General features: G+C 29.8%; 12 protein-coding genes. 2 read left to right on the top strand and 10 right to left on the bottom strand.

Annotated elements, in window-relative coordinates:
• Positions 1 to 55: 55 nt before the first annotated feature.
• The 7 genes from I3217_RS12815 to I3217_RS12845 all read right to left on the bottom strand — a co-directional run bounded on the left by I3217_RS12815 (position 56) and on the right by I3217_RS12845 (position 7,530).
• Positions 56 to 1,213: a hypothetical protein gene (locus tag I3217_RS12815; protein ID WP_435050157.1), complete on the bottom strand. Its 1,158-nt coding sequence runs from the start codon at positions 1,211 to 1,213 to the stop codon at positions 56 to 58.
• 78 nt (positions 1,214 to 1,291) lie between these two features.
• On the bottom strand, positions 1,292 to 1,822 hold the full coding sequence (locus tag I3217_RS12820) for an acyltransferase (RefSeq protein WP_435050158.1): 531 nt from the start codon (positions 1,820 to 1,822) through the stop codon (positions 1,292 to 1,294).
• Positions 1,822 to 3,030, bottom strand: coding sequence for an O-antigen ligase family protein (locus I3217_RS12825; RefSeq protein ID WP_435050159.1), 1,209 nt, complete (start codon positions 3,028 to 3,030; stop codon positions 1,822 to 1,824). Before I3217_RS12825 ends, I3217_RS12820 begins: the two co-directional genes overlap by 1 nt.
• Complete coding sequence (locus I3217_RS12830) at positions 3,023 to 3,925, bottom strand: heparin lyase I family protein (protein ID WP_435050160.1); 903 nt, start codon at positions 3,923 to 3,925, stop codon at positions 3,023 to 3,025. Before I3217_RS12830 ends, I3217_RS12825 begins: the two co-directional genes overlap by 8 nt.
• A gap of 33 nt (positions 3,926 to 3,958) precedes the next feature.
• Positions 3,959 to 5,002 (bottom strand): glycosyltransferase family 4 protein, encoded by a 1,044-nt coding sequence (locus tag I3217_RS12835; RefSeq protein ID WP_435050161.1) that lies wholly within the window; start codon positions 5,000 to 5,002, stop codon positions 3,959 to 3,961.
• The gene (locus tag I3217_RS12840; protein ID WP_435050162.1) at positions 4,999 to 6,249 is read right to left on the bottom strand and encodes a hypothetical protein; all 1,251 of its coding nucleotides are present in this window, start codon (positions 6,247 to 6,249) and stop codon (positions 4,999 to 5,001) included. The genes I3217_RS12835 and I3217_RS12840 overlap by 4 nt, the downstream gene beginning before the upstream one ends.
• Before the next feature lie 3 nt (positions 6,250 to 6,252).
• Positions 6,253 to 7,530: a flippase gene (locus I3217_RS12845; RefSeq protein WP_435050163.1), complete on the bottom strand. Its 1,278-nt coding sequence runs from the start codon at positions 7,528 to 7,530 to the stop codon at positions 6,253 to 6,255.
• A gap of 138 nt (positions 7,531 to 7,668) precedes the next feature.
• On the opposite strand from I3217_RS12845, the gene I3217_RS12850 reads away from it, so the two are divergent.
• Complete coding sequence (locus I3217_RS12850) at positions 7,669 to 8,523, top strand: sulfotransferase (RefSeq protein ID WP_435050164.1); 855 nt, start codon at positions 7,669 to 7,671, stop codon at positions 8,521 to 8,523.
• 3 nt (positions 8,524 to 8,526) lie between these two features.
• Positions 8,527 to 9,510, top strand: coding sequence for a hypothetical protein (locus tag I3217_RS12855; RefSeq protein ID WP_435050165.1), 984 nt, complete (start codon positions 8,527 to 8,529; stop codon positions 9,508 to 9,510).
• Positions 9,511 to 9,522: 12 nt separating this feature from the next.
• Here the strand turns inward: I3217_RS12855 and I3217_RS12860 are convergent, their stop codons facing one another.
• Genes I3217_RS12860 through wecB form a run of 3 tightly spaced genes read right to left on the bottom strand, consistent with a single transcriptional unit; the run spans position 9,523 to position 12,640 of the window.
• On the bottom strand, positions 9,523 to 10,305 hold the full coding sequence (locus I3217_RS12860; RefSeq protein ID WP_435050166.1) for a WecB/TagA/CpsF family glycosyltransferase: 783 nt from the start codon (positions 10,303 to 10,305) through the stop codon (positions 9,523 to 9,525).
• On the bottom strand, positions 10,292 to 11,503 hold the full coding sequence (gene wecC, locus I3217_RS12865) for a UDP-N-acetyl-D-mannosamine dehydrogenase (RefSeq protein ID WP_435050167.1): 1,212 nt from the start codon (positions 11,501 to 11,503) through the stop codon (positions 10,292 to 10,294). Before wecC ends, I3217_RS12860 begins: the two co-directional genes overlap by 14 nt.
• A gap of 3 nt (positions 11,504 to 11,506) precedes the next feature.
• Positions 11,507 to 12,640, bottom strand: coding sequence for a non-hydrolyzing UDP-N-acetylglucosamine 2-epimerase (gene wecB, locus I3217_RS12870; protein WP_435050168.1), 1,134 nt, complete (start codon positions 12,638 to 12,640; stop codon positions 11,507 to 11,509).
• Positions 12,641 to 12,675: the final 35 nt, after the last annotated feature.

Genomic DNA, 12,675 nt, shown 5'->3' on the forward strand with positions numbered 1-12,675 from the left:
AACTTAAAATACTGGCTCAAATTAATTACTCATCGTTTCCAAAAGAAACGAACAATTAAATCATTCCATTATTTTTCGTAACAGATAAATCCGATTTTTTAAAATATTCTCTTAATACAACAATATATATTGCTACAGAAGTATAGCTGAAAAAATTTCCTGCCAAAAGTATTAAAATAAACAATACAACCAATAAAACACTAATTTGAATTTCGGTTTTAAAAACTAAAAAAGTTTTAAAAAATATATAAAAGTATAATATACCTCCAAGTATTCCGAAAAAATAAAAAATATCAAAAAATTCAATTTGAGACTTTGTAGATAAATCTGAGACCCCTCCAAAAAGATAATTTATAACGTTCCAATTTCCCTTTATAAATGGAATAGTTTGTTCTAAGAGCAAATCGTTCCTAAACGACATTAATGAAGATAACAAGCCGTCTCTTTGCCTTATTTCATTAAAAATACCGTACTTATAAAAAAACACATATAGACCTAACAATCCTAATCCTAAAGTACTACCAATTAATACGTTCCTGTTTATTTTCGAATAACACCATAAATAAACAAAAAAGAAACTAGTTAAAAAGATGTATAAAACTTTAGTTCCAATAAGAATTATTGATAAAATTATAATAAGATTGGTTGGCTTTTTAAATACGGTATGCTTGTACCTTGCAAGCAAATAAATAAGGACTATACTATAAACATATGATCCTGTTGCCGATGTTAAAAAAAAACCATTATATCCAAATCGAGATCCTATATATGTGTTAAACACTTTTACATTAAACAGAAATCCTACTAAAATTAGTACTGAATTAAAGACAATAATGTATTCAAAAACCTTAAAAAAGACGACCTTCTGTTTATTTGACAACTCAAATACGGAGAAAAAAATTAATAAAATTAAAGGAAAAATTAACTTAATAAAGGCTATTAAAGCTGGTTTTAACATTATACTCGGTAATGCCCATTGTCCTATAGCGAATGTTAAAAAAAGAATACTTGTTAACCATAGTGTTTTAGCCTGCCTTTTTAAGATGTAAGCTAAAAAACCAACAAAAACAATTCCCTTAGTAATTTGAAGTAAATCTGTTGTTTTTCCACTATAAAAAAAGACGACCTTATAATAAGATTCAAGAACATACATTATACATAAAAGTAATGGAATTATGTATAGACTGACTTTTCCTTTTAATATTTGAATCATTTATATCTTGATCTTCTTAATTAAACCATAGTTATTAAACCTAAAATAATTTATACTGTTAAAAAAATGCATTAAACGTTATTCTCTGTACTTAATAATCTTTGCAGGTACGCCTCCTACAATTGCAAAATCAGGAATATCTTTTGTAACAACAGCGCCTGCCGCCACAATAACATGATTTCCAATATTACACCCTGCTGTAACTATTACATTCGCTCCCAACCAGACGTCGTTTCCTATATATGTTTGGTGATATATTTTACCTTGTTTTTGGATGGGTAATTCCAAACTAGCATAATTATGATTTCTGGAATATATTTTAACATCTGGCCCCATAATAACATTGTCTCCAAGATAAACATTGGCTTGTATCATACACCTCGTGCCAAGCTCTGAATTGTTTCCTAATGATGCATTAGGAGATATCTCCGCTCCTTTTTTAACTCGTGGCTTTAAACCGCAACGCTTTAAATAATTTCTCACCAAAAAACTTCTTACCGTCGGAAAAATCAAGGCATAGGGTCTATAATCTTCAGGGGTATTTTTAAAAAGAACCAAGTAAATTAAATAGATTGCTTTCTTAAAAAAAACTATTTCATTGTTCGCCATTACCTTAAAGCATTTTTATAATTAAACTTACTAATAAATAAAGAGCCAAATAAAGCAAAATATTCAATACCCTGAATCCTTACCATCATAGACTCTGTTAAATTTGCAACAAAAAAAGAACCAAATAAAAATATAAATACATATTGCTTTTTCTTTACGGCCACAGCTAACAAATAGCCAAAAGATAATATATATACAATACCTCCAACAATACCATTTAGCGATAAATATTCAAAAAACTGATTATGGGCATTATACTCTCTTTTAGCGGCCACCATATACCCTTTCTCCTGGTATTTTAAAACTCTTTCATTTGTTATATCCTTAAACCCTACACCTAAAAAAGGATGTTCCAAAAATATTTCATACGACACACCCCATCTCTCAAATCGATCGTCTTTCATTACCGAATCATAAGAAAACACTCTATCCTTTAAGTACTCACTTCCAAACGTAAAAAATACGCTTATGACTGTAATAAACACTATAGCTACAGGAATTACCCATTTAAATTCCCTTCTTAGTAACTTAATAAAGAAAATACACCACACAATAATATAAATCAATAATGCGACCCTACTCGCTAACTGGAACATTCCTATAGTAAAACCAGCAAGTAAAACCAGCTTTACAATTCTATTAAAATCAACAATTTTATTAAGAATGCAATACAGAGACATGCAAATAAATAAGCCTAAATATGCTGGATGAGTGTCTGCTATTTTACTAAACTCATGACCTAAATGTCTCCATCTGAAAAAATAATTAACAGGTTCGTTATGCGATATTATTTCATAAATAACATTAAAATTACAAATAAGTAGTGTAACAAAACATCCATAAACCAAACCCTTAAACAACTTTAGTTTATAAGTCTCATACCCATTTTCCTGACCTAAAAAGAGCATTGGCATTAATAATAAGGACCAATATTTTTCTAAGTATTTTAAAACTAAAATTTTTTCAAAATCTAAAGCTGAACCAAAAGCTAAAATAAAAAACACCACAACAGGGATTGCCTGTTTTATACCAGTGATTGATATAATTTTTCTTTTATAAATTATACTATCACATAACAAAATAACAATATACACTCCCAGAACAATATTATTTAGCCTCATAAACATAGGCAAAGTAAATGCTACCAAAAATGATACTGCATATTTTAATTTATCCATAATAGGAGAACTTTCTATGGTGTTACTCATGATTCTTTATAAACCCCATATCAGTTTGAATTGTAAACATTTTAGGAACCTCATCATATAAAGTCACCTGATCAAAACTATCTCCAATTCTAAGCTCGTCAAAATAAATTTGATGTATATGAGAATCATCAAAATAACGATATTGACCAAACTTAAAATATACTGGAGATTCATTATGCATATTTGCTCCATAAACTTTATTATGCACACCATTAAAAGGTGTAAATGGTTCATTATTTAACCATGAAGCTATATAACCTGAATTTGAACGACTCCACTTAGCCTCAATTACAATATCAATCCAATTATTCAATTCTATTTTTTTTACTGCTATAGTAGACCATATTTCATCTTTATATTCAAATTCTGATTTCCCATTATTTCCATATTTCAAAACTAAATAGTAATTTTCGTTATCATTAGTTACTATAAATAAAGCTATACTTGGTCTATTAAACGGGTTGTATTTGACATAATGATTCCATGTAGAGCCAGGAGCCGGTTTACTATGAAATTGACAAATCATAATTTGACGCCCTAAATTCGATTGATCGAACTTAAATGAATTAGGAATCTTAATGCTAATTCCTAAAAATTGAACCTTATTAAGCCCCTTAATTAAATCAACTCCAAATTCAGTCCTTTTTGGTTTTCCAGATACACCCGTTCTATTCATTTCGGTTATTAAATAACCATCATTCATTCTTCCTTTTCCCGAAATTGTATCCATCAAAAAACAGTTATAATCCGTGATTTCAAAATTTCTATATCCCTTTTCTCTGGAAGGAAGTGTATTAAAATCATCCGTAAAACGTAAACGATTTTTTTTCTCATTTTGAGCATTAAATTTTAAAGAACTTAAAATAACTAAAAGAATAAAAGGATAATACTTCATAACTAATACTTAATATTATTTTTTTTACAAAACTTAATTGTTTTCACTATTCAGACCTTCATATATTTCAATTAGTTTTAAACATACGCCAGTCAAAGAAATTTCCCTGAAATATGTCCTGGTTTTCTCAACCATTTCGTCATATTGGATAACATCTATTTTTGCTAAGAACTCCATTTTTTCCAATAAAGCCAGACTATTATCTACAGGTATAATAAATCCGTTTTCCCCTTCAAACACCTGTTCTTTGGTCTGTGGAATGTCTGATACCAGAACAGGAACACCACAATACATAGACTCTATAGTTGATGTAGGAAACCCTTCATTTCTGGTAGGCAATAATAAAAACTTGCTTTTAACCAATATTTTTTGAATTTCCTGCTGTGTTAACCCCTCGTATAAAAACACATTGCTGTATTTATTAACTAAAGCTTCTATCTCGTGTAAATAATCACCCTGACCTATAAAACAAATCGATATTGACGAATTCATTCGTTTAACTGCCTCTATAATTAGATCGACTCCCTTTCTATGAACAAAAGATCCTACATAAACAAAGTCATATACTTTTTTTGTTTTTTCATAAAAAAACACCTTATCATTAACACCTACAGGTAAAATTAAATCAGATTGAACGTCCAATTTTTCAACAAGAATATCACCAAGTGCCTTTCCTACAGAAATATGACAATCTACTTTACTGGCTAGCTTCTTTAATTGATACTGATTTTTTGAATTTACTTTTTTTGTTAAATCAGAACCATGATAAGTAACGACAACCTTTGTTTCTTTATGAAAAATCTTATACAGGTTAACAAGATAAATTAACGGAAAAAAATAATGCAGATGAATTATATCGTATCTCCGAAATAAAAATGGAAAAAACTTAAAAAAAGTCTTAACATACTTAAACACACTACCGATTTTGGTAGTAAATTTTCGTTCCATATAAAAGACATCTATAAAACTATCTTTAGGTAAAAGTGACTTAAGTGTTAAGTATTGATTTTTAACAAAAATACCCGCAAAAGACTTTTCTTTAGACGGATACATGTTACTAACAATTAGTATTCTCATGGAGTTATGGTCTTAATATTATGAACGTGAGCGTAACCAAAAGCTAGCACTAATGCAAAAAAACTATTCATAAATAAAGGAGTAGTTAAACAATAAAAAATGGTTATCCAGTTTAAGGTTATAAACAAATTTTTATGATATACCTCGGCAGGGAATTTTTTCATCATAAAAAATAAACTTAAGAATAAAAGAACCCCTATAAAGCCAAACTCACCAACTATAGAAGCGAAATTACTATCATAAACACCATCCATATTAATAAAGAAATATCTATGTGCTACATGATACATTTCATAAACAACACTGCCCTCAGATAATACTGTTCCAAATGTAGCAGCTCCAGTCCCTATTGGGAAGAAATCAATAAAAATTTTACCAGATAAACAGTACATAATACCTCTTATGTAATAGCTATCCAGAGTGAAAAATAACGATAGATTTTGGATTGTTTTCTCAATAAAATTTGTCTTATAATAAACAACAATTAAAGACAGTACAACACCAATAAAAGCCGCTATCATGTACTTTGGTTGAAAAATAATACGTTTAAACTTTACAAACGGTAAAATAAACAGCATTATCAGTGCTGTTCTGCTTTTTACAGCTATAAAGAAAATAAAGATTAAAGAAAACCAGATCCAGTACTTTTTGTTACTAATAAGAGCGCCAAAATTGGATTTAATTGCAAAATAAATTAAGAATAAAAAAGACAGAAGATTAGCCTTAATAAATCCCCCATAAATAACCTTACCCTTTTTAGCGTATGGCCTTAAATACTCCTCTATTTGCATAAAATCGTAAAAGCTATTCCTAAATAAGAGCTCCAATAGTAAGCCAACAAGAGAAAAATAAACTATATATTTAAGAATGCTTAATAAGTTAATTTTAGATCCATTTTTGGAATAATAATAAAAAAATGAGAAATAAATAAAGAACTTTAAATGTATAATAGTTTGGAGAAGAATATCTATTAAAGTATGATGTTTCCCAAAAACTATGGAAATAAAAATGAAATAAATAAAAACTGATGTTAAACTTAAATAAAATAAATTCACTTTGTTTCTAAAAAGCATGTCCACAACAAGCACCGCTAAGATTAAAAGAATTGATATTTCATCCAAGCTTTTAAATACTTTTGAATTAAAAACTGATATAAGTAAATCTTGAAAAAAGATAGCAAAAACAAACAGAGCTGTAAAAAACTCAAAAGCTCTAATTCCACTTAATTTCAAAATAGCTTTCGACATTTTTTACTTTATAAAAATTACTCTTTTTATATAAACCACACTCGTCACATTCCAAAACGCTAAGCTTACTGCTGTAGCTGTTGCCACTCCATTTATTCCATATTTTTTCACCAAAAGTAGGTTCAAACTTATATTTATAATTAAAGCGATAAATAAAATATTTTGAAATACTTTTTGATGACCTGTCATTTGAAGTATAGACCCTACAGGGCCACAAATAGCGTTAAACAACTGGCCGACACATAAAATAATCAAAGCTGTGGATGCCATATAAAATTCAGTCCCAAAAATGCCTAAAATAAATCCTTTAAACAAAATAATTCCAAAAACAACAACTACCGAAACCCCTAAATTTATCAGAGTAGAAAATTTCACAAGCCTTTTAAATAAAGCCATATCATCATTATGGAAAGCCTTAGATAATTTTGGAGCTAAAATAGAGTCAATTGCCTGAAAAGTAAAACTTGTAACTGCTGCTACTTTTAATACAACACTATACATTCCAACAACACTACTGTCCCTGAATACACCTAAAATGATTGTATCCGACCAACCTAAAAAAACAATCATTGACCCTGCAAATAACATAGGCAGTGATTGCACAACAAAGGTTTTGGAGCGATACTTAGACGTCTTAACTCTTGGGAATATAAATTTATAGATATAATAAAACGACATTGCAAAAAGCCCAAAAATAGCCAGACTATGTGCAATAACGGCATAAACTGGATCTTTTTTAATACCGAAAAGTAATGCTCCAAAAAATAATAAAGTAAAAACAAATCGCCCACCGTTAAACAAAAAGGAGTACAACGTATTTTTTCTTAACCCTCTAAAAACAGCTGCATTAATTAAAATAAATGTATAAAAAACTATACAAGGAGCCGTCCATTGCAAATAAACATTAAGCTCTGGATCATCGAAAAACAAAACGCTTATTGTTGGTGAAAAATAAAATACCAACAAAGACACCAATACACTTAATGCTAAAATATAAGGAAGTAACTTAAAATAAACACCTTTTGCATTATCCAGATTGCCTTCTATCGCAAAAACCTTTACCAAGCTAATGTCAATACCCAAGCGACAAAACAAAGAACCAATTATCATGAAAGAAAAACTCAAAGCTAAGCGACCTTGTGTTTCTGCTCCAAAAAATTTAACAGTATAATAAATAAATATATAGCCTGCTAAAAAGCCCATAACTCTAATTAACAGAGCTACAATTCCTTTCTTAAGAACTTCGGAAAAGTCTTGATTTTCTTGAATTTTTTTTAGCAATTACTTCTTCTTTAAGCAGGAATAATCCTATTTTACAATTATAAATTGAAAAAGCAAAACTAGTTAAATATAATAAATGAAACATGGGATGTGCTTTTAAATTTATACATAAATTTGTGGCACATAAAATCATTTTTATTGAAACAAAATAACATTCTATATTTATTAGGTTCAGGACGAAGTGGCACAACATTATTAGCAACAATATTAAACAGCACTAATAAAGTTTTAACTTCTGGAGAATTACATCAATTTTACACTTATTTTAAAAACGACTCATCGTGTTCATGTGGAGATTCAGTTCATAAATGTACATTTTGGAAAAAAGTTATAGATGATTTAAATCTACCTAAAGACAAAATTGAGATCTGTGAAAAAAAACAAAATAACGAAGAAGGTCACCGGTATATCCCGTTGATTTTATTGGGCAAAAAAGCATCTCCAGATTATGTTATTTCACAAAAACAATTGTTTAATTCCATTACTAAACACAGCAAAAAACAATGGATTTTAGACTCTTCAAAATACATTGGCCGTTTTTTACTATTAAATCAAATAACTGGCTTTAATATAAAAGGAATTTATGTTGTAAGAGACGTAAGAGGTGTTATTAATTCTTTTAGCAAACAGGTACAAACCCCTCGCAAACCTTTAAACACTATTTTTTATTATTTGTTAACTAATTTCTTTGGTCAATTAATCTGTTGGACTAATAAAAATATTATAAAAGTACGTTATGAAGATTTAGTACAGAACCCAAATAAAACCATCGAAACGATTTACAATAATTTATTAAACTCTGAAACCGAAAATAAAACCTTAAATGAAGAGTTTAAAATGCCTCATATAATAGGGGGAAACAGATTAAAAACGAACAAAACAATTAAAATAAAGAAAGATAATGCCTGGGAATCAATTATTTCGAGGCCAAAACAAATATTATATTATATACTTTGTCTCCCTTTTATGATTATTAACAACTACAAAATATAGATTATGAATATTTATATCACTTTAGATTATGAATTATTTTTTGGTGATCGAAGCGGAGGTGTTGAAGACTGTATTATAACTCCAACCAATGAGCTTCTTAAAATTGTAGATCCCTTAAAGATAAAATTAGTGTTTTTTGTAGATGTTGGTTATGTTTCTAAATTAAGAGAATACAAAGAAACATTCCCTAGATTAAATGAAGATTACCATAAAATTACTTCACAAATAAAAATGCTTTCTTTGAACGGCCATGGTATAGAATTACATATTCATCCACATTGGGAAAATAGCAGCTATAATGGAGAAAAGTGGATTTTTGACACTTCTCAATATAAGCTTCAGGATTTCTCTAAAGCAGAAGCTTATAGCATTGTAACAAAATATGCTAGTATTTTAGAAAGTATTTCTGGTAAAAAGGCAGTTGCCTATCGTGCTGGAGGCTGGAGTGCTCAACCTTTTTATCATATAAAACAAGCTTTAAAAGACTCTGGAATTTATTTAGATAGCACGGTTTTCCCAAAGGGGTATCATGCATCAAATCATCAGGAATACAATTTTAAAAACGTACCGCAATACAAAACAGAATATAAATTTGAAGATGATTTAACTATCCCTCATCCTGATGGATATTTTACAGAATACCCTATAAGTTCTTACAAAATAAGTCCTTTTTTCTTTTGGCGTTTTGCTTTTGAAAAACTAAAAAAAGATAGTAAACACCTTGCTTTCGGAAACGGTTCTGCTATTTCAAAACCTAAAAAGGAAATACTAAAATTAATGTCTCAATACTCCAATAGTGTTGTTTCTATTGATGGATATAAAGCCTCTTTTCTAAAAAAGGCTTTTATAAAATACAAAGAAAATACTGGAAATAACGGTAATTTTGTTATCATTGGTCATCCAAAGGCCTTTACACTATATTCTATAAATAAAACAAAAGCATTTATAGAATCTGTTTACGAAGAACATACTTTTAAAGTATTTTAATCAATTCAAACACTAATTAGAACCAATTAACCTTTCTTTAAGCACTAATAATAAAAATTTAGAATTACCTACTAAATATCGTTTCCACATACGTTTAGGTTCCTGTAAAAACCTATAAAACCATTCCAAACCTGAATTTTGCATCCAGAGAGGAGCCCTTTTAACCAAACCTGAAACAACATCAAAACTACCTCCAACGCCCATAGTAAAATTCACTTTGGACAATTCCTTTCTATTTTGGTATAAAAAATTCTCTTTTTTAGGAGAGCTTATAGCAACAAATAATAGTTGTGCTCCACTGCTAGAAATTTCCGCAGCAATATCTTTTTCCTCTTCTTTTAAAAAATACCCATTCCTATACCCTGCGATAAGATCTTTACTATATTTTTTTGAGTAATGATTTACAACTTTTGACACAATCTCTTCCTTCGCGCCTAAAAAGTAAACTTTGTATCCTTTATTGTGAGCTAATTCAATTAGGTTCTCCATTAAATCAATTCCTGCGACCCGTTCCTTTAATGGCTTGCCACATATTTTCGAAGCCCAAACTACAGCCATTCCATCTGCATTAATAATATCGCAATTATTAACACTTTTCCTTAGTTCCAAATCGCGCTGCATTTCAACAATTTTGGATGCATTAACAACAACATGTCGTAATCGGATATTTTCTACAATTGACTGATTTATTCTGTCAACAGTTTCCCTCATTGTAAAATTATCAACGCTTGTGTTCAAAAAATGAGCCCTTGAAGTCATTGGTGTAATCGGAAAAATTAATCTAAGAAATTGCATTACAAAAATCTAATACCACTTTATCTTTTTCTATTTCTAATGTTTTAAACTCCTTATGCCCCACTAAAAATGCAATAATATCTGCCTTTTTAGCAGCCTCTTTGTAGTCTGTAATTTTAAATACTTTATGTTCCGTAATATTAGGTTCTACAATAAAATATTCTTCATTATTCGAATTCTGAAGTACTTTTTGAGCTATATATTTAGCAGGTGACTCTCTTAAATCGTCTATATCTGGCTTAAATGCTAAGCCCATTAAAGCTATACTTGGTTTTCTTCCATTTTTCAACTCAAATTCGAGTTTAGCAGTTTGAACTTTTTCTGCACACCAAAAAGATTTATAATTATTTATTTCCCTAGCTTTTCCAATAATTTTAGATTCCATTGGGTACTCAGCAACAATAAAATACGGATCGACAGCAATACAATGCCCTCCAACTCCACATCCTGGTTGAAGGATATTTACTCTTGGATGTTTATTTGCTAACTCTATAAGCTCCCAAACATTTATATCCGCCTTATCACAAATCAGTGATAATTCATTAGCAAATGCAATTTGAACATCTCGAGAAGAATTTTCTACCAACTTACACATCTCTGCAGTTCGTGCATTCGTTTTATGTAAATCCCCCTTTATAAACTGTTTATAAAAAGCTATAGCTTTTTCTGTAGATTTATCATCTACCCCACCAATAACACGGTCATTGTTAACCAATTCATACATTACATTCCCAGGCAAAACACGTTCTGGGCAATATGCGATGTTAATTTTGTCTCTTAATTCTGGTCTTTCAGAATAAATTAAATCCATCATTTTCTCTGTTGTTCCAACAGGAGACGTAGATTCTATAATATATAAATCATCTTCTTTTAACAATGAAATTATAGACTTGGTTGCAGCTTCAACAAAGGAAATATCTGGTTCATTTTTACCCTTAAATGGTGTAGGAACTACTATCAAATAAGTATTCGCCATTACAGGAAAGGTATCTGCAGCTAAATAGCCCCCTTTTACCGCTTTGGCAACTGCTAAATCTAATTCAGGTTCTACTATATGAATTTTTCCTGCATTAATTGTCTCTACCACCTTAGAGTTTATATCTACTCCATGAACTTTAATTTTGTTTTGTGCGATTAAAGCTGCTGTAGGCAAACCTATGTAACCTAAACCAATCATTACAACTTCTGGTTGTTTCATTCTCTACTTTAAATTTTTAATATAATCTACTATTCGGTTACTTGCCTGTCCATCTCCATAAGGGTTATGACGAGTACTCATAGATATATAAATATCATTATCATTAATTAATTTATTGGTTTCCGCTATGATTTTTGATTTATCTGTACCAACCAAAATTACTGTTCCCGCAGCTACAGCTTCTGGTCTTTCAGTAGTATCTCTCATAACTAAAACTGGCTTTCCCAAACTAGGCGCTTCTTCTTGTACACCTCCACTATCTGTAATTATTAAATAAGATTTTTCCATCAACCAAACAAATGATGGATAAGATAATGGTGCTACTAATTTAATATTTGTTACACCTGATAACAATTCATAAACTGGAGCTTGAACATTAGGATTTAAATGAACGGGATAAATTATTTGATAATTTGGATGTTGTAATGCTATTTCCTTTAATGCTTCACAAATATTCTGAAATCCTTGACCATGATTTTCTCTTCTATGACCAGTAACCAATATAATTTTCTTAGAAGTATCAATAACTTCGCTGTTTAAATAATCTATCTCTTTATCGATAAATGTTGAAGAATTCACTTTATTAACACTAAACAACAAAGCATCAATAACAGTATTACCTGTAACAATTATAGATGAATCTTTTTTATTTTCCTTTAATAAATTTTGCTTTGAGTTAGCCGTAGGCGCAAAATGAAAATTAGAGATTACACCTGTTACCGATCTATTCATTTCTTCTGGAAAAGGCGATTGCAAGTTGAACGTTCTCAAACCTGCTTCAACATGGCAAACTTTTGCACCGGAATAAAAACCAGCAATACTGGTTGCCATGGTAGTGGTAGTATCACCATGCACAAAAACATAATCTGGATGGAATTGTTCTAAAACAGGCTTTAAATCATTGATTATGTCTGCGGTTAAACCGTATAGATTTTGATTAGGCTTCATAATATCTAAATCAAAATCAGGAACTATCTCAAAAAAATGAAGTACTTGATCCAACATTTCCCTATGTTGAGCGGTTATACAAACCTTTGTATCAAACACTTCATTTTGAGATAAAAAAGCTTTTGCCAATGGCGCCATTTTTATGGCTTCTGGCCGAGTTCCAAATATAATTAGTATTTTTTTCTTCATGTTTAAACTTGAGGACAGTAATTTTGAATAATTAC

It is taken from the genome of Formosa sp. S-31 (assembly GCF_051172795.1).
In the GTDB taxonomy this organism is placed as follows: Bacteria; Bacteroidota; Bacteroidia; order Flavobacteriales; family Flavobacteriaceae; genus Formosa.

Coding starts and splice junctions, on each gene's coding strand:
- I3217_RS12815 (WP_435050157.1), bottom strand. CDS start 1,213: ATGATTCAAATATTAAAAGGAAAAGTCAGTCTATACATAATTCCATTA.
- I3217_RS12820 (WP_435050158.1), bottom strand. CDS start 1,822: ATGGCGAACAATGAAATAGTTTTTTTTAAGAAAGCAATCTATTTAATT.
- I3217_RS12825 (WP_435050159.1), bottom strand. CDS start 3,030: ATGAGTAACACCATAGAAAGTTCTCCTATTATGGATAAATTAAAATAT.
- I3217_RS12830 (WP_435050160.1), bottom strand. CDS start 3,925: ATGAAGTATTATCCTTTTATTCTTTTAGTTATTTTAAGTTCTTTAAAA.
- I3217_RS12835 (WP_435050161.1), bottom strand. CDS start 5,002: ATGAGAATACTAATTGTTAGTAACATGTATCCGTCTAAAGAAAAGTCT.
- I3217_RS12840 (WP_435050162.1), bottom strand. CDS start 6,249: ATGTCGAAAGCTATTTTGAAATTAAGTGGAATTAGAGCTTTTGAGTTT.
- I3217_RS12855 (WP_435050165.1), top strand. CDS start 8,527: ATGAATATTTATATCACTTTAGATTATGAATTATTTTTTGGTGATCGA.
- I3217_RS12860 (WP_435050166.1), bottom strand. CDS start 10,305: ATGCAATTTCTTAGATTAATTTTTCCGATTACACCAATGACTTCAAGG.
- wecC (WP_435050167.1), bottom strand. CDS start 11,503: ATGAAACAACCAGAAGTTGTAATGATTGGTTTAGGTTACATAGGTTTG.
- wecB (WP_435050168.1), bottom strand. CDS start 12,640: ATGAAGAAAAAAATACTAATTATATTTGGAACTCGGCCAGAAGCCATA.